Raw genomic sequence first — 22,446 nt, 5'->3', positions numbered from 1 at the left:
GCCCAAGAACCCATGAAGAAGGCGCTCGTGCTGGGTTTGCTGGTCCTGGCGGGTTGCGCCACCGCGCCGCCCCGCAACCCCGCCGACATCTGCTCCATCTTCAGGGAAAAGGACGACTGGTACGAAGGCGCCCGCCAAGCGGAGCTGAAATGGGGGCTGCCCATTCCGGTGCAGATGGCGATCATCAAGCACGAGTCGGATTTCGTGGAAGACGCGCGGCCGCCGCGGGTCCGGTTCCTGGGGATACCGCTTTGGCATCCGACCTCGGCTTACGGCTATGGCCAGGTGCTGGACGGAACCTGGGACCTTTACACCGAGAAGAGCGGCAATTCCGGCGGCGACCGGGACGATCTGGCGGACGTCGCCGACTTCATCGGCTGGTACGCGCATCAGTCGCAGAGCCGGCTGGGTATTCCCAAGCGCGACGCCTACAACCTGTATCTTGCCTATCATGAAGGCTGGGGCGGGTGGCGGCGCCGCAGCTATGTGTCCAAGAGCCGGCTGATGAACATCGCCAGGAAGGTGGCGGCCACCGCCCAAACTTACGAACGGCAACTGTACCGCTGCCGGCCCGATCTGGAAGCCGCGGCGGAGTGAGAAATTCGATTTTTTGAGATGAACCTTTCCTATCGGCTACCGGTCCGCGAAGCGTACGAGCCGGTGCGCCGCGGCTTGACCGTCGTTCTGCGCTGGGCAGTCGCGTTGGCGGGCGAAATCCGCGCCGGCGGGCTGGATTACCGTGCCATGAGCCTGGTATATACCAGCCTGCTGGCGCTGATCCCTTTGCTCGCCGTGGCGTTTTCCGTGCTCAAGGCTTTCGGTGCGCACACCGAGCTGGAGCCCTTGCTGTCGGAACTGCTCGATCCTCTGGGGCCCAACGCGGAGCAGGTGAAGGACGCCATCATCGACTCGGTCAAGCGGATGAAGGTCGGGGTGCTCGGTTTCCTGGGCTTCCTGTTCCTGTTCTACGTCAGCATCACCATGCTGGACAAGATCGAGGAATCCTTCAACCATGTCTGGCGTACCCGCACTTCCCGCAGCCTCTGGCGCCGGCTCGGCGACTACCTGAGCTTCACCCTGGTCGGTCCGCTGCTGGTGTTTTCGGCCTTCGGCAGCATGACCGGACTCCTGGGCCGCCACTCCGGGCGAGGCGCGGCCGGCTGGGCCTGGAGCCTGGCGGATCACGTGCTGCCGTATGCGGCGATCATCCTGGCCTTCACCCTGTTCTACCGGGTCATCCCCAGCGCCCGGGTCAAGCTGCGCTCGGCCCTGTTCGGCGGCGTCGTGGCTGGCGCGATGTGGGAAGTGGCCGGCTGGGTGTTCGGCAAGTTCGTCGCGGGGTCTTCGCAATACCATGCGGTCTATTCCAGCTTCGCCATCCTGGTGCTGTTCATGGTATGGCTGTACGTGAGCTGGCTCATCGTGCTGCTGGGCGCGCAAAGCAGTTTTTTCTTCCAGAATCCCCAATGCATCGGCCAGTCGGGGGGCAGGGCGAGGGCGGACAACCGCCTGTGGGAGCGCAGCGGCCTGGCGGTCCTGTACCTGATCGTCCAGCGTTTCCTGGCCGGACAAAAACCCCCGAGCCTCCCGGACCTGGCCGAATCGCTCAAATTGCCGGAAGTCCTGACGGGGGAACTGCTGGCCCTACTGCAGCATGCCGGCTTCATCGTCGCCATCGACCACGGCCGTCCGGGTTTCCTGCCCGCCCGCGATCCGGGGACGATAGCCGTGCTCGAGGTGCTCGAAACCCTGCGCGGAGACGAGGACGGCCTCCCGGTCCCGGAGCCGGTCGCCTTGGGGTTGGCCGCCGCCGAGACCTCGCTGTGCGCCGCTCTGGCCGGCGCGAGCCTGCGCGACTGGGCCACCTCGGCCCCTCCCCAATAGTTCGATCGATTCATCATGCCAACATCCCGAGATTTTTTTGCCACGGCCCCCAAGGGTCTGGAACCTTTGCTCGCCCGCGAACTGGACGGCCTGGGGGCCGAATCCGTCAAGGAAACCCGCGCCGGGGTCGAATTCCGCGGCACGCTCGAAACGGCTTATCGCGCCTGTCTGGGGTCGCGGCTGGCCAACCGGATACTGATGCCCCTGGACCGCTTCGCCGCGGCGAGGCCCGAGGCGCTGTACGAAGGCGTGCGGCGCACCGACTGGGCCCGGCACTTCGAGCCCGAGGTCACCCTTGCCGTCGACTTTTCTTCCCGCCGCTCGGCCATCACCCATACCTTGTTCGGCGCCCAGAAGGTCAAGGACGCGATCGCCGACCAGTTCCTCGAACGCTGCGGACGGCGGCCCTCGGTGCGGCTCGAACAGCCGGACATCCGCATCAACCTGCATCTGGAGGCCGACCAGGCCGTCATCAGCCTGGACCTCTCGGGCGACAGTCTGCATCGGCGAGGCTATCGCACCGAAGCCGGGCCGGCGCCGCTCAAGGAGAACCTGGCGGCGGCGGTCCTGATCCGCGCCGGCTGGCCGGAGGCCGCGGCGCGGGGTGGCGGTCTGATCGATCCCATGTGCGGTTCCGGCACCCTGTTGATCGAAGGCGCGCTGCTCGCGGCGGACATCGCTCCCGGTCTGTTCCGCGAGTATTTCGGCTTTCTCGCCTGGAAGGGGCATGACCTCGAGCTATGGCAGCGACTGTTGGATCAAGCCCGTGAGCGGGGCGATGCCGGGCTGGCCAGCCTCCCGCCCATCCTCGGCTACGACATGGACCGCCGCGCCATCCATTTGGCGCTCAACAACATCGACAGGGCGGGCCTGCGCGGCAGGATCCACGTCGAACGCAAGGCCGCCGCCGATGCGCGCCCGAAAGGGGCGGCGGGGCTGGTCGTGGTCAATCCGCCTTACGGCGAACGGCTGGGCGACGTCGAGAGCCTGATCCCGGTCTACCGCGAATTCGGCGAAACCTTGCAGCGGCATTTCCAAGGCTGGAAAGCCGCCCTGCTGACCGGCAATTTCGAACTGGCTTTCCAGATCGGGATACGGGCGGGGCGTTACTACACCCTCTACAACGGCGCGCTGGAGTGCCGGCTGTTCCTGTTCGACATCGCGCCCGAACGGTTCTTCACACCCCGCTCGGGCGCTCCGGAGACCGAAGGCCAGAAGAAGCTGCGGCAGATCATGGAAAAAGCCGGGCGCGGTGCCATCCCTGCGGAACAGGCCGAAATGTTCGCCAACCGCCTGCGCAAGAATCAGCGCAACCTGGGAAGCTGGGCGCGCAAGAGCGGGGTGAGCTGCTACCGGCTGTACGACGCCGACCTGCCCGAGTTCGCGGTGGCGGTGGACCTCTACCAGGGCGAGAAACTCTGGGTCCACGTGCAGGAATACGAAGCGCCTGCCAGCGTCGATCCGGCGAAGGCGGAAGCACGCCTGGCCGGGGCGGTCGCCATGATCCCGGAGGTGCTGCAAGTGCCGCGCGAGCAGATTTTCCTCAAGGTGCGGCGGCGTCAGAAGGGCGAGGCGCAGTACGTCAAGCAGGACCAGACCGCGCATTTCCAGGTGGTGGAGGAGGGCGGCTGGCGCTTCTGGGTCAACTTCGAGGACTACCTGGACACCGGCTTGTTCCTCGATCACCGCATCACCCGCGGCCTGATCCAGCAGGCGGCGCGCGGCCGGCATTTCCTCAACCTGTTCGCCTACACCGGCACGGCGACGGTGTACGCGGCCGGCGGCGGCGCGGCCTCGACCACCACGGTCGACATGTCGCACACCTATCTCGACTGGGCGGGCCGCAACCTGGCGCTGAACGGCTTCGGTGAACGAGACCATCTGCGCATCCAGGCCGATTGCCTGGACTGGCTGGATCAGGCGGTCACTCGCGGCCGCCGTTACGGCCTGATTTTCCTCGACCCGCCGACGTTCTCGAATTCCAAGCGGATGGCAGGCAGTTTCGACATCCAGCGCGACCAGGGGCCGCTGCTCGAGAAAGCCGTGTCTCTGCTCGAGCCCGGCGGCATCCTGATCTTTTCCACCAACTGCCGCAGGTTCAAACTGGACGAAGCGGCGCTGGCAGGCTGTGTGGTCGAGGACATCAGCCGCCTCACCTTGCCGAAGGACTTCGAGCGCAACCCCAAAATCCATCTGTGCTGGCGCATCCTCGCGCCGGCTGGCCGGCGTTGAAAAATAAGGAGCGAGCGGGAAAAATGAAACGGGTCCACGTCCATGTCGCGGGACAGGTGCAAGGGGTCTGGTACCGGGCGTCGGCGGCCAGGAAGGCTGCGGAACTGGGCCTGACCGGCTGGGTGCGCAACCTTCCGGACGGACGGGTGGAGCTGGTCGCCGAGGGCGACGCGGAAACGGTCGATGCCCTGCTGGCCTGGTGCCGGCGCGGTCCGCCCCTGGCGCGGGTGGCCGGGCTCGACGTCCGGGAAATGGCGGTCACCGGCGAGTTCGTAGAGTTCGCCGTGTTGCGTGACGAATGATGGACTCAGGACGGCGAGGACAAATCCTGCAGCAGCTTGATGAACGGTTCGGGCCGCGCGCCGAGATCGCCCAACAGGGGACTATTCATGGACAACACCAGGATCAGGACCAATGACAGCATGCTGGTCACGATGCCGGTGAGCATGAGCTGGACCCTCTGGTTTTCGGCGCCGAAGAACCAGAGGAAGGCGATGGTGAAAGCGGCGCCCACCCACAGCACGAACCGGAGCAGGTCGCTCAGATCGTCGTTCGCGGCGGAAATCCGTTCGTAGCGGGCTTCGGCCAGATTTTCCAGCATCGAGACGGTCGTATCGTAGAGTGCCTGGCCGCGCGGCTCGGCCGGATCGATCGCATTGCTGACCCGCCACAACCGTTCCAGCGGCGCGCGCTTGATCCGTCCACCCTGATGTTCGGCCAGCAACGGCCATTCCTGTTCGATGACGGCGTTCGCGTAGCCCACCGCGGCGGCGTGGACGGCATGCCCGACCTTGTCGTTGTAGGCTTCCGCCACATTGACGAGGTCCATGAGGATGGCGGCCTCATGCACGGTGGCGGAGGAAAGATCGCCCAGCCGCTCTTCTCCCTGGCCGACCAGGATGCCCAGGATCAGGCTGAACAGCACGCCGAAATTGGTGTACACGGCCGCCGCCACATCGTTGTGGTTGCGCAGCTTGCGGTGGTCCACCCGCCGTTGGATGAGGCCGTGGATGCCCATACTCGCCAGCCCGGCTAGGGCAGTGATCAGAATGATGCTGAGGATGGTCATGTCGGGCGGTCTGGTCGATGAGTGCGGCGGACTGGGGCAAGGCCGCGCAATCATGCCATCAAGCGGCCTCGGGAGATAGAGGCGACCGAGGGATGGCCCGGAGCGGAGCGGAGGCATCCCTGCCTCCGGGAGACGGGCAGCCCCGCCGGAACGGGGCCGGGGAGACTGCGCTCTTTATGCGCTCAGGCAGGGTCCGTAGAGTTTGTCGACTTTGGGGATGTGATTGACCAGCCAATCCCGGACGAAGCGCGTGGTGTCCTGGTTCACCTCGGCTTCACCGGCGTGGAACTTCTTCTGCAGATCGGCGCAGACGCCGACGAGCTTCACATGTTCTGCTTTGTGAGCCTCGAAGTCGGCGTAGCCTTTCTTCTGCATTTCGGTTTCTTCCGCCTGGAAATGCATGACGACGTAATCGATCAGCGCGTCCAGTTGCTTGCCGATTTCGGCGCGATTGCCCGTGGCGGCGGTATCGTGCAGCTTGTTGACCATGTCGAAAATCGTCTTGTGCTGGTCGTCGGCAAAGCCCACGTTGGTGCCGAACTCTGCTGCGGTCCAGGTCATTAATGCCATGGATTCATTCCTCCTCGTTTTAGTGTGTGGGGTTCTGGACGCGGGACTCGTGCGCCAGATTGGGGCGCAAGGCCCAGAGGTGGACTATACGGATTCTGGCGCATCGGAATTTGATCTGGATCAAAACTTTAACGATTCAGTCGCAAAGCGGTCCTCCCCGCTCCGGCGGCTTGCGTTGCCCGATCCCTGATATGATCGGGGCGGAAAACCGCGGTGGGTGGCGCCGCGCCTTGAATTGACAGGTGGCCGATGTTCATAGCGTTCTGGTGTCGTGTGATTGTCGTGCTGAGTCTCGCCGGGATGTTCTGGGGGGCGGCGGCGGGTCAGGTGTCCGGTTTGCCGCCGTGCGAGTCGGCGGTGTCCGGCGCTTCGATCCGGGTCTCGCCGCGCGTTCCCGTGCCGGGCGAACCGCTGAAGATATTGGCGGTTTCCGCCGACGCGCCGATCCGGAACCTGTCCGTGCGCGCTCCCGATGGAACCAGCCTGCCGCTCGAGCCCGAGCGCCGGGGCGGTCCGCCCTGGAGCCTGGCGGTGGAGATCGGCCGGCCTGCGCGGGGGGGCTATCGGGTGGAGGCGCGCGGCGCGGAGGGGGCACTCGCATGCCTGGATCTGAGCGTGGACGGCGGCACGGCGGCCGGCCTGCCGGGGCGCTGGGACCGGGCCGCCGAGGCGTTCTTTTCCGCCTGGGTCGAAACGCTGTTCGACTATCCGCTGGAGGAAAGCGTCAACCTCCCGTCGCTCAAGCCGGTGCTGACGGACCCCTCCCGCAATTTCCTGTACGACTATTTCGGAGCGGGCGAGGACCGGCGCATTCCCTCCGATCCCGACTGCGCGGACCTGCCATATTACCTCCGCGCCTATTTCGCCTGGAAAATCGGCTTGCCCGTAGCCTACCGGGGCTGCAGCCGCGGTTCGGCCAGCCAGCCGCCGCGCTGCGGGGCGGCGAACGTCGCCGATGCCTTCGCGCGGGGGCCGGCGCCGGCGGGCGTATTCACGGGGGTGATCCGCAAGGTGATGGATACGGTGCACTCCGGCAGCGCCCGTACCGGCCTCCGCGACAGCGCCACGGATTTCTACCCGGTGCCCCTCAAGCGGGAGTATCTCTGGCCGGGCACGGTCTATGCCGACCCCTACGGCCATGTGCTCATGATCGCCAAATGGGTCCCTCAGTCGATGGACCGGAACGGTATGCTGCTCGCCGTGGACGCCCAGCCCGACAACTCCATCAGCCGCAAGCGGTTCTGGGAGGGGACGTTTCTCTTCGCCGACGACGTGAGGGGCGCGGGTCCGGGCTTCAAGGCTTTCCGGCCGCTCGTGTCCGCCAGTGCGGCTGTCCGGATTCCCGGCAACGGGGAGCTGGCGGGCTCGGCCTTGACCGCGCCGTTTTCGGCCGAGCAGGGCGAGCTGACGCCCGAGGACTTCTATGCCGAAATGGGGCGGCTGATCAATCCTCAAGGGCTGGACCCGCAGCAAGCTTACGAGGCCATGTTCGAGGCCTTGATGGAACAGTTGGAGACGCGGGTGGCTTCGGTGGAAAACGGCGAGGCGTACTTCCGGAAGAATCCCCGTGCCGTCATCGCCATGCCGTCCGGCAGCGCGGTCTTCGAGACCATCGGCCCGTGGGAGGATTATTCGACCCCGTCGCGTGACATGCGGCTGATCATCGCCCTCAACGTCATGTCGCAGCTTCCCGACCAGGTGGTGCGCTATCCGGAACTGTTCGTCCTGCACGGCCAGTCTCCGTCGGAGGTCAAGGCGTGGCTGGAGCGGTTGGATTCCGAGCGCCTCCGCGACGCGCACATCGTCTACCGCCGCAGCGACGGCAGTCCCTGGCGGCTTTCGCTGGCCGAGGTGTTCGCGCGCCGGAAAGCCTTGGAAGTTGCGTATAATCCGAACGATTGCGTGGAAGTGCGCTGGGGTGCCGAGCGCGGAACCGAAGAGTATTCCACCTGCAGCCGGCACGCGCCGGCGGATCAGGCGGCGCGCATGGAGCAGTACCGGGCCTGGTTCCGCGAGGCCAAGCGCCCGCCGCGTTAGCGGGGGCTTCGGGGCTGGATTGGAAAAGCGGGTCCATCGGGAAATCTTGTTGGAAAATCGGGATGAATCGCTTGAATCAGGGAAATCGTCAATGGCGCGCCGGTCGGCGAAGCCTGCGCTTTTGCGCTTTGGCTTTTTGCCTCGCCATCGGCGGCTGCGGCGGCACGAAGAAGGCGCCGACGCAGCCCGTGCCGTTGACGGAACCGGCCGCGTCGGCCGAGAAGCCTGCCGTGAGGGAACCGACGCTGTCGGCGATCAAGCGCCGGATACTGGCGCTTGCCAACTCCGAGTGGGAGTTCTTCGGCTCCCAGCGCGTCATCTATGACGGCGGCCAGGAAAGCATTCCGCATGTGGGCTATTGGGAGGACGAGGACGACGCCCATATCCAGCGCGTCAGCCGCTACTGGCAGGCGGTGAACAAGCCGGGGCTGTCCGGACTCAACTGTTCCCAGCCCTGGTCCGCCGCCTTCGTGAGCTGGGTGATGGAAATGGCCGGCGTGCCGGAAAGCCAGTTTCCCCCGGCCAGCGCCCACTGGGTCTATCTGAGCCAGATCATCCGCAAGTCCGATGGACCGTATGCCTCCTTCGTCCCCCACTCGATCAAGGAATACAGCCCCCGTCCCGGCGACCTCATCTGCGCCAGCCGGGAGCGCTACGGCCTGCCCAGCGTGACCCGGCCGCTGGAAACCTACATGCTGGAAGATACCAAGCTGCATTGCGACATCGTGGTCGAACGCAACGGCGGCAGCGTGGATGCGATCGGCGGCAACGTCCGCAACTCGGTTTCGCGCAGCACGGTCGCGCTGAACAAGGACGGCATGCTCGTCCCCACGCGGCAGCGTCCGTGGTTTCTGGTCCTGGAAAACCGGTTGTGACCCGTCCGGCACCCTGCCGCGGGGGCTCCTTTCGCTCATTTCACGGGAAATAAAGCCATGCAGTCGCCGGATACGGGCGCGCCGGAGCTGAAGCGCGCCCTGGGCTGGGCCAGCGCGGGTGCCATCATGGCGGGTTCGGTGATCGGCACCGCCATCTTCCTCGTTCCTTCGACCATCGCCCGCGAAGTCGACTCGGTGGGTTGGACGTTTTTCGTCTGGGTTTTCGGTGGCCTGCTGTCGCTGGCCGGAGCGCTCAGTTATGCGGAATTGGGCGCGGCCTTTCCCGAGGCCGGCGGGGAGTACGCCTTTCTCCGCCGTGCCTATGGCCCCCTGTGGGGCTTCCTGTTCGGATGGCAGCAGGTCGTCATCGGAAAGACCGGCTCCATCGCCGCCATCGCGACCGGCTTCGCCATATTCCTCGGCTTTTTCGTCGACGGCTTGCAGGAGGAATGGCTGCGCCTGCCGTGGGGAGAGGGCGGCTGGGGAGTGACGGGGCTACAGCTCGCCGCGATGACGGCGGTCGCGTCGTTCTCCCTGATCAACTGTTTCGGCGTCGGCCGGGGCGGCGCGGTGCAGAGCTTCCTGACCGTCCTGAAGGTGGCGGCCATCGTGGCTTTGGCCGTGTTGGTATTCGGCGCCGGCAAGGGTTCCTGGGACCATTTCCGGCCCGCTCCGGAAAGCCCGGCCTGGGCCGGACGAGGCGTGGGCGCCTTCGCCGCCGCGCTGGCCGCGGTGCTTTGGGCTTACGACGGCTGGAACAACCTGACCCTGGTGGGCTCGGAAATCCGCGATCCGGAGCGCACCATCCCGAAGGTGTTCCTGTTGGGGCTGTTGGGCGTGATGGGGGTTTATCTGCTGGCCAATTTCGCCTATTTCTACGCCCTGCCGCTGGAGGCGGTGAAACGCTCGGAGCGGGTGGCGCAGGACGTGGCGCAGATCGTCTTCGGCGACTGGGGGGGCGCCGCGATCACCGCCGCCGCCGTGGTGTCGACCCTGGCGGCGCTCAACGGCTCGATCCTGTCGGGCGCCCGGGTGTCCTACGCGATGGCGCGGGACGGGCTGTTCTTCGGCCCGCTGGCGCGGCTGAATCAGGCCTATCGCGCCCCGGTCAACGCCCTGATCGTCCAGGCGCTGTTCGCCTGCTTCCTGATCCTCCTTTTCGGTCAGGACCGGGCCGGTTTCGACCGGCTGTTCAACTACGCGGTCTTCGGGCTCTGGGCGTTCTACGGCATCACCGCACTCGCCGTCATCGTGCTGCGGCGGAAGTCGCCGGAGGTGGCGCGGCCTTACCACGTGGCGGGCTATCCCTGGGTGCCGCTGATTTTCGGCGCGGTCGCCGGCTTGTTCTGTCTCAGCATGATCTTCAAGAATCCAGCGGAAACCGGTATCGGCCTGGCCTTCCTGCTGCTGGGCATCCCCTTCTATCTCTATTGGCGCTCCAACGGCGAGGCCGAGGCTTGCCGTGAGCGGGGTCGAACGGAATGAGCGAACTTGCCGTGAGCGAAGCCGAACGGATCGTATACGCCTACACCGATGGCGCCTGCCGCGGCAATCCCGGCCCCGGCGGCTGGGGCGTGCTGCTGCGCTACGGCAGCAAAACCCGGGAGATCTACGGCGGTGAGCGCGAGACCACCAACAATCGCATGGAACTGATGGCCGCCATCCAGGCGCTGGAAACGCTGACCCGTCCCTGCACCGTGAAAATCGTCACCGACTCGCAGTACGTGAAGAAAGGCATCACCGAATGGGTCGCGCAGTGGGAGAAGCGCGGCTGGAAAACCGCGGGGCGCACCCCGGTCAAGAACGTCGACCTGTGGCAGCGGCTGATCCAGGCGGAGCAGCGCCACCAAGTGAGCTGGGGCTGGATCAAGGGCCACTCCGGCCACCCCGAAAACGAGGCTGCGGACCGCCTCGCCAACCGCGGCATCGACGAACTGCTTGCGGTGAGCGGAGCCGAACGGCTGCAATCGAACAAAATCTCCGCCTGAAGGGCAGACCATGCGCCAAATCGTACTGGACACCGAAACCACCGGCCTCGATCCCAAGGCCGGCCACCGCATCATCGAAATCGGCTGCGTGGAACTGCTCAACCGGCGGATCACCCAGAACCGCTTCCACGTCTACATCAACCCCGAGCGGGAGATCGACGCCGGCGCGATCGAGGTGCACGGCCTGACCAACGAATTCCTGGCCAGCAAGCCCGTGTTCAGGAGCATCGCGGACGATTTCCTGAACTTCATCGGCGGCGCCGAACTCATCATCCACAACGCCGCCTTCGACGTCGGCTTCCTCGACCACGAACTCGCGCTTCTGGGTGAAAACCGTGGCCGGATCGCCGACTACTGCGGCGTCTGCGACACCCTGGCGATGGCGCGCAAGAACCATCCCGGCCAGCGCAACAGCCTGGACGCCCTGTGCAAGCGCTACAACGTCGACAACAGCCGCCGGGAACTGCACGGCGCCTTGCTGGACGCCGAAATCCTCGCCGACGTCTACCTGGCGATGACCGGCGGACAAATCGCCATGCTACTGGAGGCCGACGGCGAATCCGGCGGGGTTCTAGGCCCGGGCGGGGCCGACGGGCGGCTCGAACGGCTTGCCGTGAACCCCTCGGCGGGTTTCGGCCACGCTCACCCCGAGCCGCTCGGGGCAAACTCCGTCGAACGGCTCGCCGTGGGCGGAGTCGAACGGGAGCAGGCGGCGCCGAGAGTGGTCGACACCAGCCGCCCGCCGCTGCGGGTCATCCGCAGCACGCCCGAAGAGGCCGAAGCCCACGCCGCCCGCCTGGAAGCCATCGCCAAGGCGAGCTCCGGCAACTGCCTGTGGTCCCGCAGCAGCAGCTAGCGCGCGGCTACGCCATCGGGTATCCTACGCCGCCTGATCGGAAGCGGCAGCCCAAGCCCGCTGATATCGATTCTTGTCTTTTATGGAAGAGTGGCCGAGTGGTTGAAGGCACCGGTCTTGAAAACCGGCAACGGGAAACCGTTCGTGGGTTCGAATCCCACCTCTTCCGCCAGTTGAACTCGCAACGAAGTCCAGGAAACCCGTGAGCAATAAGGCTTGGCGGGTTTTTTGTTGTCCAGAATCGGGAACCGCTAGTAGATAGGCGCCCGACGAGCGAGGCCATGGATCTACCCCCTCTCCGCGGCCGGCGTTCCCTCCTGTCACAATCGCTGGTTGGGATCGTGTCAGGCCGGAGCCAAGCACCAGCGAGGCAAATCACGGTTGCCGTGGCTAAGCCGACTGTTGTTTATACGGAAGTTACCATGTGTTACCGAAATCTGTTAGCGCGCTTTGTAGAAAGTTGCTGCTACTGAATGTTTCGGTTACGCCGGCCAACGCGTGCGTCGGACATCGGTCAGTCGCCGACCTTGCTGCGGGAAGGCGACCGGACGGTCATCGGCGGTGCCGGATACGTCAATGACACCTACAAGCGGGCCGATTCTGCTGGCACGGGTAACATACCTACTTAGCCGTCATCGAATCGAAAGTCTTTTTGGCATAGCTGCGACAATTCCATAGGCAGTCCTTTTCACGCATATCAACATATTCCGGGTGATCGTTACAAATTATCTTACCGCTTTGCGGATATGTTTGTAGACAAGCGTCCCATGCCCAATCGGAACACTCAGACTCACAAGACTGTTCAGCATAGCTCAATATCGGCCCGATACATTCTATATAATCTGAATCACACCGAGATAACTTCGCGATTTCGCATTGCCTTCTCTCGGCTCGGCAGGCCGCCAGTTGTTGTTGACCATCCGGCGGCAAATACCCTCGCGGATAAGAATCGGCATTAACGTGAGAAAGAATCGTAAATACAAATATAGCCCCAAAAGTTACTAAGCGTAAAACAACCAAAGCCATATCGTTTAACCTCATTTTCTCGCTGAAATGACATGCATGCGCGTCGTCAAAAAAAATCCGCATATGGATCAAAATAAAGGGGGTCATACATAAACGAGAAAGCCAAACCAACAATAGAGTTGTTTCCGATGATAACCGCATGATTACCTGGAGCGTCGCCATTTTTTGCGAAACCCGACGGGACATCCCAGTCACCCTCGGGAGCAAAAAATTGGCGACGTCTTTGCCTTCGGCGGCCCGCGCCGTCCTGCGTCCGCCTCGGCTTCGTCCGTCTCTCCGCGACGCACTCCGCCAAGGCTCCCACAATGGCTCGACGCCGTGTCGGTTCCCTTATGTTTTGTCTCCGCCCGCGATGAAGCCGCGGACTCCGACAAAACATCCGGGCCTACGGCTTCGCGGGGGTCGTCGCACTCGCTCGCTTCGCTCGACTTCCTTGTGCTCCTTCAAAGAAATTTTTAGATTCCAAAGGCCAGCGCCAAGCCCGAAAAAGCTATCTATGAATAGACTGAGTCGGTTTCTAATGCGATGCATCAAGCAATGAAAGGTCTTCATTCCTCCAATGGAGTGTTCGACGGAGATGCGAGTTCGCGCTTGCTTTTTGTTCTCGCGCCTTTGTTGATCTGCCAACGCGGGATGAGGATTGTTCTTGGAGGCTCTGGGTTTCTTATGAGGCAGGTGAATTCTGGCTTTATTCCCATAATCGGAAGCGGCCCCCAAGAACCCCAAATCCAACCAGACATCGGCACCGTCAAACCATGATAAGGCAGGATCGAACCATCGCTTCATCAGCGCATAATCATGAACACTGCCGGCCACGATACTTCCAACGAACAAAATTTGCCGTGCCAGGGTCGAAATGACTAGGGTTTTAACCGTATGGCGTTTTTTTTACCGCTATAGTGGGCTTTCTGCTGATCGTCATCCTGCGGCCTGACGCAACTGCATTCCACCCCGTCAATGATGATATCTCCATGTTTTTCAATCAGCTTCATCATCTCTCCCGGGGTCGTCAGCTCCCGCTCGGGCAGCAGATCAAGTTTCGCCAGGCTGCGCCGTAACACGGGCAGAAGTTGCGCCACATGGCGATGCGCGTGTCCCGAGCTGAAGCCAAAATGAAAGCCCAGGACATCGAAAGTACAGTAGGTCTTGAGGTAATGCAAAATGAAGAACAGCTTCTTATCTATCCGATCGAGATAGCCCACATGGCCACCTTTGGGTACCCGTTTTATTTCGCCTTGCTGAACGCGTTCTTGCTGAATCTCCGCATGGGCCTCCTCAAAGATAGGGCAAAGCTTGGCGAATTGAGCCTTACTCATTCCGATCAGGGCTCTGACGGTACGCTCACTGGTTTCTTCCATGAACTTTTCAAAAATCATTGGCTGACATCATTCGATTGTTGTTAATCATTTTATACCACAGCAAATCCATTTAGTTCAACGGAAGCAACTCTAATGGCAAGCGGAAACGTAAAGCCGGACAACAAAGCCTCTGACGGGGTCATCTGCCTAAGCGTATAGTGTTGGTTCTTCATGCATTCCCTGATGAATTCCCGATTTATCCCTTCTTTATTGGCCACCCATTCCACGCATGTTTGACCACGGGTTGTCCACTTGCCGTGTACCTTCCCGTCTATGCCAACAACCAGCAGAGAGAGCCTGCTGGCGCCTCGTCCGGGCATTGCTGAATAGGCTGCGCGCTTTTCAATCACAATGAAAAATCCTCATTCCGACGAGCTGAGTGTGGAAGATAGTTAGATTCCTTGGCTCGAGAGGCAGCACACCCAAAATTCACGGTTGCTAAACATACGAAGCAAAATAAAACAATCAACGCTTCTATTATTGGTTTTCTTATGCGCAAGGAAGGCGTCGCCGAAACCCATTGCTCCGGCGACTAACCTCGGAGTAGAGATCGATCAGCAATTGGGCTTTCATTATTATTAGGTCTTATTGGAAACCGATATAATCGTATTTCACTTACATCTTTTGCGTTAACACGTCCTGGTTTGTTTTCGCTTTCTAAATTTATTCTACTGAGCTTGGTACACTTTGAAAGTGACTGGCATGACACACAACCAAATTCCACCTCCAGTAGGGTTGCAATTGGCGCTATTTGGATCAAAATAAGCACAAGAAACCCAAGATTTACTACACCAGTCAGAGGCTTGAGCGTTTACTGACAATAGGGCATCTTGTAATGAATTCCCATAAGCTCCAAACGTCTCGGTCTTCTCATAGAGAAGCCTCCCGGCCGCAAAACAGTTAAAAGCAATTAAAACGGCAGCAAAGAATAATAATTTAATTTTCATGAGCTTCTCCGTTAAAGAATAAGAAATAAAGATAAGCACCTAACAAAAAGTCATTTGGTATTGCGATCCGAATCCTGCGCCGATGTGGTCGATGGCCTGTTCTAGTTCGTGGGTAAAGGACCTGAAGGGCAGCCATTCGTACTTCATCTTCTTCCACAGGATTTCGATCCGGTTCAATTAAGGGCTGTAGGCCGGCAGGAAGTAAAACCGCATGCCTTTTTCCTTCAGCAGCTCCCATACGGCTCCAGCGCTTTCGCCGTGTGGCTCGACGCATGGTCTAGGATCACCACCATCGGTTTCTTGACCTACTCGATCAGGGCCCTCAGAAAACCGAAGAACAACAAGCCATTCACGCTGTGCCATAGCTTCGCTATCACCAACTGCCCCGAGGACAGCAGCACTGATTCTGCAGTCCTCAGCACGACAAAAACATCACCAATCTTGATGATGTTTTTTCTGGCGAGTTGTGGTAGGGGCCGCCCGAAATGCCGTATGCTTCGCGAGGACTTTCTTTCGGAGCATTCGTCGTGACGCGGGAAGACGAGTTGGATGGGCTGATCGGAACGCTGTACGAAGCGGCGCTGGAGCCGGAATTGTGGCGAGAGGCGATCGAAGGCCTACTGCGGATGGTGGACGCGCAAATCGGGCATTTGTACTTCTTGGAACGGAACAGCGGACGGGTCACCAGCTCGATCATGCTGGGGCCGGGACATAAAAGGGAGGACATCGAACAGATCGATGCGGATTATTCCGGCTACTATCGAACCATCGATCCACGGCAGGCGGTCGCGGCACGCGCCGGCGTGGGCGAGTGGATTCTGTGCCACGAACACTGGGACGAAGCTTTCGTACGCCGCAGCGAGTTCTTCAACGATTTCCTGATTCCTTCCGGCATGCGCTATTTGCTCGGTGCGCGTCTAGGCGATCTGGAAGAGCGTTCGATATTTATAGGGATGACCCGCGCCGTGGGCCATCGCCCTTTCGGCGAGGGCGAAGTCCGTCGGATCAAGCGCATCGAACATCATCTGGCACGGGCGGCGCGGCTGTATTTCAAGTCGGAAGGTCTGCGGCGGAAGCTGGACAGTGGGCTGGCGGCATTGGACGCGCTGGATTTCGCGGCGTTGATCGTCGACCAGATCGGGGCGGTCCACTTCGCCAATTCGGCGACCGAGGGCCTGCTGAGGCGAAAGGGAGTCGCGCTGAAGGTCAGGGGTAGCCGATTGTCCCATGCCGTGCCCGAGATCAACGTGCGGCTTGAAACGTTGTTGCGGGAAGCCGTTGTCGGCGGCAAAGGCGGGGGGATGCGTCTTTCGCGTGGCAGGGAGGGCCCGGACCTGCATCTGCTGGTGGTACCGCTGTCGGCACGTTCGCGCCTGGCCGCGCCCTGGCAGATGCCGCTGGCCCTTCTACTGGTGTCCGACCCGACGACCCGGCGAATGCCACCGGACCGCTTCTTGCGTCTGCTGTTCGGACTGAGCCCAACGGTGCGCATTCCGGCGAACGTGACCGTTGATTCCGGTGATCGTGACCGCCGGGGATCTCATGCCGCGCTGGAGGTTGGTTTTTTACTTGGACCGGTCACGTTGGGTCAAGCCGGCGGTGGTTTTGCGCATCGACTCGCCGGTCAGGGGTAGCCGGTGGGCGTTGTGCAGGAGGCGGTCGAGGATGGCATCGGCGAGGGTGGGCTCGCCGAGGTAGTCGTGCCAGTGCTCGACCGGCAGCTGGCTGGCGATGAGGGTGGAGCGCAGGCCGTGGCGGTCTTCGATCAACTCCATGAGGTCGTTGCGCTGAGAGGCGGTGAGCGGCTGGATGCCCCAGTCGTCGAGGATGAGCAGGTCGGTGCGGGCGAGCTGGTTCATGAGCCGGGAATAGGAGCCGTCGCCGCGGGCGACGGCGAGCTGTTCGAGCAGCCGAGGCAGGCGCAGGTAACGGACGGCTAGTCCCTGGCGGCAGGCCTGATTGCCGAGGGCGCAGGCGAGATAGGTCTTGCCGGTGCCGGTGGGGCCGGTGAGGCAGAGATTGTGATGGGCGCGCAGCCAAGAGCCTTCGGCGAGCGCGGCCATTGGGGGACGATGCAGGCCGCGGGGGTGGCGATAGTCGATATCCTCGATGCAGGCGGCAAGGCGCAGCTTGGCGTCCTTGAGCAAACGGCTGAGGCGGCGGTTGTCGCGGTAGAGCAGCTCCCGGTCGACGAGCAGCGCGAAGCGCTCGTCGAAGGAGAGATCGTGGGTGGCGGGCTGTTCGAGCTGTTGTTCGAAGGCCTCGCGCATGCCGGTGAGGCGCAGGGTGTGGAGCTTGTCCAGGGTTTGCTGGGTGAGCATGGTTTTGTCTCCTGTTGTAACGGGTTTCAGTTGTAGTAGTCGGGACCGCGCACGTTGCCGTGGGCCGGCAGCGCCGCGGCGGTCTCGTCATGGGCCTCATGCGGCTGGCGGTCGAGCCCCTTGTCGAGGATGGAGCTGACGGAGCGATAGGACGGTGATTGGATGGCCAAGGCCCGCGCACAGGCCGCCTCCAGCCGCGCTCGGCTGTAGCGCCGAGCGAGATTGAGCAGGCCCAGGCAGGCGCGGTAGCCGTGCTCGGGATGGGGCCGGTTGTTGAGCTGGTGTTCGACCACGTGCAGCGTCGCTACGCCGATGTCTTTGGCCCAGTTCATGAAGCGCCCCGGTGACCACTGGCGGTGCTCGCGGTGGGACTTGGGCATGTGCTCGGGGAGGGTGGAGAAGCGGCCGGCGCCCTGGCGCGGGTGCGCGGCGACGCGGTGTCCCCGGTGCAGCACCTCGATGCTGGTGGCGGTGGCGCGCAGCTCCAGCACCTGGCCGACCAGCGCATGGGGCACGCTGTAGAGGCGACCGCCGAACTCGACGTGGTAGTCGATGCCGGGCTTGACCTGTTTCCACTCGGCGTACTCGTAAGGCACCAGCGGCAGGGGTTTGAGGGCCGGCCGGTCGAGGGACTCGAACAGGTCGCGGCGGCTGTCGGGCTGGCGCTGGAAGGGGCGGCCGTTGAGTGACTCCAGCAGCTCGTGTATGGCCTGGTTGAGGGCCGCCAGGGAGTGGAAGGTGCGATGGCGCAGCCGGGCCAGAATCCACCGTTCCACGACTTGCACGGCCACCTCCACCTTGGCCTTGTCCTTCGGCTGGTAAGGGCGCGCCGGCAGGATGGCGGCGCCGTAGTGGCGGGCCAGCTCGGCGTAGGTGGCGTTGGGCTCGGGGGCGTAGCGGCAGGGCTGGCTCACCGCCGCGCGCAGGTTGTCCGGCACCCACAGCGCGGGGGTGCCGCCGAAGTAGCGCAGGGCGCGCTGATGGGAGGCGATCCAGTCCGGCAGCGCCTGGGTCCAGGTGGCCTCGGCGTAGGTGTAGCTGGAGGCGCCGAGCACGGCGACGAACACCTGCGCCTGGCGCAGCTCGCCGGTGGCGGGGTCGATCACCGGAACGGTGGGGCCGCAGTAGTCGAGAAAGAGCTTCTCGCCGGCGTGGTGAACCTGGCGCATGCTGCGCCGCTGCTGGCCCTGCCAGAGCCGGTAACGGTGGCAGAACTGGCTGTAACGGTAAGCGGCCTCGCCGTGGGTCGCCACGTACTCGGCCCACAGCAGCTGCAGGGTCACCCCCTTGCGCTTGAGCTCGTGGTGAAGGCGCGGCAGGTCCGGCTCCACGAAGCGCGCCGGGGCCGTGGGGGCGGGGAACAGCAACCGCTCCAGGGCCGCCTCGTCCATCGCCCCGGGCAGCGGCCAAGCAACGCCCTTCGCCTGGGCGAGGCTCACGTACTTGCTGACCACGCCCTTGGAGACGCCCAGCGCCCGGGCGATCTTCTCGTGGCTGAGCTTCGCCTCGTGCTTGAGGCGCAGAATCTCGGTGATGTGTCGCATGGAACTCCTCTTTGCCGGCATGTCGCCCCCTTCGAAAGTAAAAGGGCGGCTCTATGCCTGTTGGGGTTGAGAAATTCCAGCGCGGCTGAGGTGATTCCGGGAACGTGACCGCGATTTCCGGCATCGTGACCACCGATTCCGGCCGGAAGGCCAAAATCGGTCACGATCAAACGGAATCGCCGGTCACGTTCACCCGGCATGGGCGGTCACGATCAAACGGAATCGGCGGTCACGTTGGGCCGGAATACGCAAACGGAGGTACGGCTCGCGGAGGCACTGGTAGCGGGGCTGAGTCCAGGGGAGTATGCGGCAGATGCCGGCGTTTCAATGAATACGGTGCGCACCCAGATTCGGTCCATGTTCGAGAAGACACGCACCCGTCGCCAAGCCGACCTGGTGAAGCTGCTGACATCGCTTCCGGCGATCCGGTTGGACGGTGAGATTTTGTAATGATGACGCGAGAACGGGCTGGCCGGAGTGAGCGCGAAATGTCAATAAGCGCTCGGAGGCCGTCAGGTAGCACTGATCGTGGAACTCGAATTGCTCAAGTGTTCCGTACAGTTAATGACGGGACGCCGAGGAAGAACGATCCAGCCCCCGGCGGACGGTACTTCGTACATCGTCATTCCGCTGGACGCTACCGCAACGGCAAATTCGATATCAGAACAAATTCCGTAAAAACATCGTATGAGGTGAAGTTTGTGGCAGACGCCTCTGCTGAGGGGGCTCCACCGCGTTGTCGGCCTGGGCGCAAGACCGGCGATGCGCTCCGCCGGATTCTCAGGGGCCAGAAATACAAAGGCCTGTCTCGAGCGGGTTTGATCGAGCAATCCTAGCTGTCAATCCCGTGCCTCATGCCGCCGCGCATCGAACCCGCAGGCGGCAGGTTTCCCTGGAGCCGTGCGGAACATCCGTGACGTGATCTTTTTTCGTCCAGACGGTGCGGGTCAAGCCCGACCCAAGCGCCGCGTAAGGTCGCCCCCTCCACGATGCTACGTTGGCGGCGGCGTTCGAGCGGTCGCAAGCCTTGCCGGCGAGCTGTGTGTCCAGCCTGGAGCCTTGGCGTGAGCGGATCACCCAGTGGCACTGCCAAGGTATCCAAGGCACCACCATCCACGCCGCCTTGGCGCGCGAGCATGGCTACACCGGGAGCCTGTCCTCGGTGTACCGCTTCGTGGGGCAGTTGGTGATCGCGTCCCCGCCCGAGGTGCCGCTACGCCTCTCGTCAAGGGAGAAAGGGTGATCTGTGCACTTCATGCTTCAGCGTATCCTACGCGGGCAGCGAGGACTTCAACCCAAAGCCCGCAACACCGCTCCCGGCTCCTTCGCCACCACATGGAGCAAAGTCAAAGCCGGACCGTGAGGCTTACGGTCTCCCCGCTCCCAATGCCGAAGTGTCCCGACACTGATTCGCAGCTTTGCAGCGAACTCCATCTGCGTCAGACCCAAGCTATGGCGCAGCTCCGCCACGTTCACCTCATCCGGGCGATGCATCTTCGCCGGAACCGGTTGTCCCTCCGTCAGCGCAATAGCCTCCTTCAACCCCTGCGCGATACTTTCAAATGCCTTGCTCATCGTTTCTTCTCCAATGCCGTTGTCATCAGCACGTCTACCAGCTTCGCGAGGCTGTTCCGCTCCGCTTTCGTAAGGTTCGCCTGTTCGTTCTTACCGAACACCGTCAGCAAGAACAGCGGCAGCCGTTCATCGTGGTAGTAATAAATCACCCGCACCCCGCCGCTCTTGCCCCGGTTGCCCCGTCCCCATCGCAGCTTACGGATTCCTCCCGTGCCCTCCATCACATCCCCGGCGCGGGGATGAGCGGCCAAGTAGTCGATCACGGCCTTACGATCAGCCTCACCCAGGAGATCGTTCGCACGTCGAATGTACTCCGGCAGTTCTGTAATCGTGGTAAGCATAGCCTCAATGTAAGCCAATGGCTTAGTTCACGCAAGGTCCTTTCCCTTACGACTCCTTACGAAACCGTGCATGTTGACTTCGTGAGGGAGGCAGCCGTGGTGTCATTTTGCTCATCGGCAGCTACTACCAGGCCGAAACCGACCTGCTCGAGGGCAAGCCCGGCCATCACCTGAAAATCGAGCTCTCGCCCCATCTCCTGGCTGCCTGTAACTCTCAGGCGATCCAGACCGAACTGGACAGCTTCGCGCATGGCCTCATGACCGCCCCCGAACCCGCCGGCGTCGCCATTCATCTGGCGGTGGACGTTCAAGGCTGGTCCCCCGATCCGCACTTCCAGGACCGTTTCATCACCCGTGCCCGCATTGCCCGGCGCTATGACGGCATCTCGGACGCCGAATTCGATGGGCTGTCGGATGTCTCCGTCTGCTACGGCAAGCAGGCCGCCGAAAGCCTCACCTTCGGCAAGGCGGCTTCCCTTCAGCTCTGCCTCTACGACAAGTCCAAGCAGATCGTCCACGCCGACAAGGTGGACTTCATGCAGGGGCAATGGGGCGAGTTCACCCAAGGCGAATTCGACCCCACCCAGCCGGTTTGGCGGGTGGAAGCCAGGTTCCATCACTCGGCACGGGCCGGAATTGAGAATTTCCGCTGGCACGATCTGCGGCGGCCCGCGTCGGGTGGTTACGAATCGGCTACGCCCAGAAACAAAAAAGGGTTAAGCTTTCGCCTAACCCTTTAAATTTATGGTGGGCCATGTAGGGATCGAACCTACGACAAACGGATTAAGAGTCCGCTGCTCTACCAGCTGAGCTAATGGCCCGTAAAACGGGGATGGGGTGACCGATGGGGCTCGAACCCACGACAACCGGAATCACAATCCGGGACTCTACCGACTGAGCTACGGTCACCACTGAAATTGGCGCGCCTGGCAGGACTCGAACCTGCGACCCTCGGCTTAGAAGGCCGATGCTCTATCCGGCTGAGCTACAAGCGCTTGATTGGTCGGGGTAGAGGGATTCGAACCCCCGACATTCTGCTCCCAAAGCAGACGCGCTACCAGACTGCGCTATACCCCGGATGAGCTTGCCGAACCTTGTCAATGCGCTGCTCAAAGAGACGCGCATTTTATAATCCCAAAACAGGCCCGTCAATCTCGATATCTAAAGATTGGCTTTGACCGTTTCGAAAACGGCAACGGCCTTGGCCTCGCCTTCCTTCAGTAGGGTTTCGAGCCGGTCCACCCGGTCCCGGGCGAAAGCCTCGTCCTTCACGCCCTTGGCGTTGACGTAGACGTTCAGCGCCGCGCTTTTGAGGGCGGCATGGGCGGCCATGACGGCCACGCCGGCGTCGCTGATGAGGTTGCGGTTGCCTTTTTGGGCGACAATTTCACTCAGTTCGATGATATCCACGCAAAGCCGGGCGCAGACCAAGGGGACCTCGGTTGCGGCCTTCAGCGCTTCCTGGACGGCTTTGCCGCGTGCGGCTTTGTCTTCCTCGGTTTCGCGAGGCAGCGCGTAGGCAGCCATGACGCGGTCGAACGCTTCGATGTCCGCCCGGATCAGGTCCATGGATTGCGCCCGCAAAGCGTCTGCCCGCGCCAGGACGTCGGCCATCTCGGCTTCGACGGTCTCGTAGTTCTTCTTGCCCACGGTCAGATTGCACACCATGCCGACCAGCGCCGCGCCCATCGCACCCATGATGGCCGCCGCGCTGCCGCCACCGGGCGTCGCCGATTTGCTGGCGAGTTCGTCGAGAAACTGCTGGATGGGCTGGTCCTGGATCATGGGGTCGCGCGTAGTGCTTGAGAAAATGATGACCGACC

Annotated in this window: 22 protein-coding genes, 5 tRNA genes and 1 pseudogene; 14 read left to right on the top strand and 14 right to left on the bottom strand. The window is 62.5% G+C overall.

The annotated features are described in order from the left end of the window. Window positions 1–12: 12 nt before the first annotated feature. The 4 genes from ABZN20_RS09785 to ABZN20_RS09770 are packed head-to-tail and all read left to right on the top strand — an operon-like array spanning window position 13 to window position 4,418. Complete coding sequence (locus ABZN20_RS09785) at window positions 13–597, top strand: hypothetical protein (RefSeq protein WP_367027508.1); 585 nt, start codon at window positions 13–15, stop codon at window positions 595–597. An 18-nt stretch (window positions 598–615) separates the two neighbouring features. Further along, complete coding sequence (locus ABZN20_RS09780) at window positions 616–1,884, top strand: YhjD/YihY/BrkB family envelope integrity protein (protein ID WP_218807691.1); 1,269 nt, start codon at window positions 616–618, stop codon at window positions 1,882–1,884. Between the two features lie 15 nt (window positions 1,885–1,899). Then, window positions 1,900–4,116, top strand: a complete 2,217-nt coding sequence (gene rlmKL, locus ABZN20_RS09775) for a bifunctional 23S rRNA (guanine(2069)-N(7))-methyltransferase RlmK/23S rRNA (guanine(2445)-N(2))-methyltransferase RlmL (RefSeq protein WP_367027507.1) — start codon at window positions 1,900–1,902, stop codon at window positions 4,114–4,116. Window positions 4,117–4,139: 23 nt separating this feature from the next. Next, the gene (locus ABZN20_RS09770; protein ID WP_367027506.1) at window positions 4,140–4,418 is read left to right on the top strand and encodes an acylphosphatase; all 279 of its coding nucleotides are present in this window, start codon (window positions 4,140–4,142) and stop codon (window positions 4,416–4,418) included. A 5-nt stretch (window positions 4,419–4,423) separates the two neighbouring features. Here the strand turns inward: ABZN20_RS09770 and ABZN20_RS09765 are convergent, their stop codons facing one another. Continuing rightward, window positions 4,424–5,185, bottom strand: coding sequence for a DUF4239 domain-containing protein (locus tag ABZN20_RS09765; protein WP_367027505.1), 762 nt, complete (start codon window positions 5,183–5,185; stop codon window positions 4,424–4,426). A 174-nt stretch (window positions 5,186–5,359) separates the two neighbouring features. Further along, on the bottom strand, window positions 5,360–5,755 hold the full coding sequence (locus ABZN20_RS09760; protein ID WP_218807687.1) for a bacteriohemerythrin: 396 nt from the start codon (window positions 5,753–5,755) through the stop codon (window positions 5,360–5,362). 282 nt (window positions 5,756–6,037) lie between these two features. Between ABZN20_RS09760 and ABZN20_RS09755 the strand changes: the two genes are divergently transcribed. The 7 genes and pseudogenes from ABZN20_RS09755 to ABZN20_RS20075 form a co-directional block, all read left to right on the top strand. Next, window positions 6,038–7,792, top strand: a complete 1,755-nt coding sequence (locus tag ABZN20_RS09755) for a hypothetical protein (protein ID WP_367027504.1) — start codon at window positions 6,038–6,040, stop codon at window positions 7,790–7,792. Window positions 7,793–7,854: 62 nt separating this feature from the next. Further along, entirely contained in the window at window positions 7,855–8,667 is an 813-nt protein-coding gene (locus ABZN20_RS09750; protein WP_367027503.1) for a DUF2272 domain-containing protein, read from the top strand. 57 nt (window positions 8,668–8,724) lie between these two features. Next, window positions 8,725–10,152, top strand: coding sequence for an APC family permease (locus ABZN20_RS09745; RefSeq protein ID WP_218807684.1), 1,428 nt, complete (start codon window positions 8,725–8,727; stop codon window positions 10,150–10,152). Between the two features lie 11 nt (window positions 10,153–10,163). After that, window positions 10,164–10,655, top strand: coding sequence for a ribonuclease HI (gene rnhA, locus ABZN20_RS09740; protein ID WP_218808957.1), 492 nt, complete (start codon window positions 10,164–10,166; stop codon window positions 10,653–10,655). A 10-nt stretch (window positions 10,656–10,665) separates the two neighbouring features. Continuing rightward, window positions 10,666–11,511, top strand: a complete 846-nt coding sequence (gene dnaQ / locus ABZN20_RS09735) for a DNA polymerase III subunit epsilon (RefSeq protein ID WP_218807683.1) — start codon at window positions 10,666–10,668, stop codon at window positions 11,509–11,511. Window positions 11,512–11,595: 84 nt separating this feature from the next. Then, window positions 11,596–11,683, top strand: a tRNA-Ser gene (locus tag ABZN20_RS09730). Between the two features lie 319 nt (window positions 11,684–12,002). Beyond that, a pseudogene (locus ABZN20_RS20075) lies at window positions 12,003–12,107 on the top strand (IS5/IS1182 family transposase); the annotation flags it as partial. A gap of 760 nt (window positions 12,108–12,867) precedes the next feature. Here the strand turns inward: ABZN20_RS20075 and ABZN20_RS09725 are convergent. The 3 genes from ABZN20_RS09725 to ABZN20_RS09715 all read right to left on the bottom strand — a co-directional run bounded on the left by ABZN20_RS09725 (window position 12,868) and on the right by ABZN20_RS09715 (window position 14,842). Then, a complete protein-coding gene (locus ABZN20_RS09725; RefSeq protein WP_367027502.1) occupies window positions 12,868–13,371 on the bottom strand; it encodes a transposase family protein in 504 nt (167 codons plus the stop codon). A 26-nt stretch (window positions 13,372–13,397) separates the two neighbouring features. After that, window positions 13,398–13,913, bottom strand: coding sequence for a helix-turn-helix domain-containing protein (locus ABZN20_RS09720; protein ID WP_367025613.1), 516 nt, complete (start codon window positions 13,911–13,913; stop codon window positions 13,398–13,400). 650 nt (window positions 13,914–14,563) lie between these two features. Beyond that, complete coding sequence (locus ABZN20_RS09715) at window positions 14,564–14,842, bottom strand: hypothetical protein (RefSeq protein ID WP_367027501.1); 279 nt, start codon at window positions 14,840–14,842, stop codon at window positions 14,564–14,566. Window positions 14,843–15,369: 527 nt separating this feature from the next. Here ABZN20_RS09715 and ABZN20_RS09710 point away from each other — a divergent pair. After that, a complete protein-coding gene (locus tag ABZN20_RS09710) occupies window positions 15,370–16,476 on the top strand; it encodes a hypothetical protein (protein ID WP_367027500.1) in 1,107 nt (368 codons plus the stop codon). On the opposite strand, the gene istB is transcribed toward ABZN20_RS09710, so the two are convergent. Further along, window positions 16,408–17,163 carry an IS21-like element helper ATPase IstB gene (gene istB, locus ABZN20_RS09705; RefSeq protein WP_367025276.1) on the bottom strand — a complete coding sequence of 252 codons (756 nt, stop codon included), beginning with the start codon at window positions 17,161–17,163 and terminating at the stop codon, window positions 16,408–16,410. The two genes, ABZN20_RS09710 and istB, sit on opposite strands and share 69 nt — an antisense overlap. Before the next feature lie 26 nt (window positions 17,164–17,189). Beyond that, window positions 17,190–18,728: an IS21 family transposase gene (gene istA / locus ABZN20_RS09700; RefSeq protein ID WP_367025277.1), complete on the bottom strand. Its 1,539-nt coding sequence runs from the start codon at window positions 18,726–18,728 to the stop codon at window positions 17,190–17,192. Between the two features lie 1,021 nt (window positions 18,729–19,749). On the opposite strand from istA, the gene ABZN20_RS09690 reads away from it, so the two are divergent. Further along, window positions 19,750–19,950, top strand: a complete 201-nt coding sequence (locus ABZN20_RS09690; RefSeq protein WP_367027498.1) for a hypothetical protein — start codon at window positions 19,750–19,752, stop codon at window positions 19,948–19,950. 47 nt (window positions 19,951–19,997) lie between these two features. On the opposite strand, the gene ABZN20_RS09685 is transcribed toward ABZN20_RS09690, so the two are convergent. After that, window positions 19,998–20,282, bottom strand: coding sequence for a helix-turn-helix domain-containing protein (locus tag ABZN20_RS09685; RefSeq protein ID WP_218807678.1), 285 nt, complete (start codon window positions 20,280–20,282; stop codon window positions 19,998–20,000). Beyond that, a complete protein-coding gene (locus ABZN20_RS09680) occupies window positions 20,279–20,623 on the bottom strand; it encodes a type II toxin-antitoxin system RelE/ParE family toxin (protein WP_367027497.1) in 345 nt (114 codons plus the stop codon). The genes ABZN20_RS09685 and ABZN20_RS09680 overlap by 4 nt, the downstream gene beginning before the upstream one ends. A 107-nt stretch (window positions 20,624–20,730) precedes the next feature. On the opposite strand from ABZN20_RS09680, the gene ABZN20_RS09675 reads away from it, so the two are divergent. Next, entirely contained in the window at window positions 20,731–21,363 is a 633-nt protein-coding gene (locus ABZN20_RS09675) for a hypothetical protein (RefSeq protein ID WP_367027496.1), read from the top strand. A gap of 5 nt (window positions 21,364–21,368) precedes the next feature. Here ABZN20_RS09675 and ABZN20_RS09670 read toward each other — a convergent pair. From ABZN20_RS09670 to fchA, 5 genes are all read right to left on the bottom strand, one after another. Then, a tRNA-Lys gene (locus ABZN20_RS09670) sits at window positions 21,369–21,444 on the bottom strand. 12 nt (window positions 21,445–21,456) lie between these two features. Next, a tRNA-His gene (locus tag ABZN20_RS09665) sits at window positions 21,457–21,532 on the bottom strand. 9 nt (window positions 21,533–21,541) lie between these two features. After that, a tRNA-Arg gene (locus tag ABZN20_RS09660) sits at window positions 21,542–21,618 on the bottom strand. Between the two features lie 5 nt (window positions 21,619–21,623). Further along, window positions 21,624–21,700: transfer RNA gene (locus ABZN20_RS09655), tRNA-Pro, on the bottom strand. 84 nt (window positions 21,701–21,784) lie between these two features. After that, window positions 21,785–22,408, bottom strand: coding sequence for a methenyltetrahydrofolate cyclohydrolase (gene fchA, locus ABZN20_RS09650; RefSeq protein ID WP_367027495.1), 624 nt, complete (start codon window positions 22,406–22,408; stop codon window positions 21,785–21,787). Window positions 22,409–22,446: the final 38 nt, after the last annotated feature.

Origin of the sequence: Methylococcus sp. ANG, from assembly GCF_040730495.1 — a bacterium.
In the GTDB taxonomy this organism is placed as follows: domain Bacteria; phylum Pseudomonadota; class Gammaproteobacteria; order Methylococcales; family Methylococcaceae; genus Methylococcus.
The sequence above is the reverse complement of the archived record's forward strand: the minus strand, read 5'-3'. Positions and strand labels throughout refer to the sequence as shown.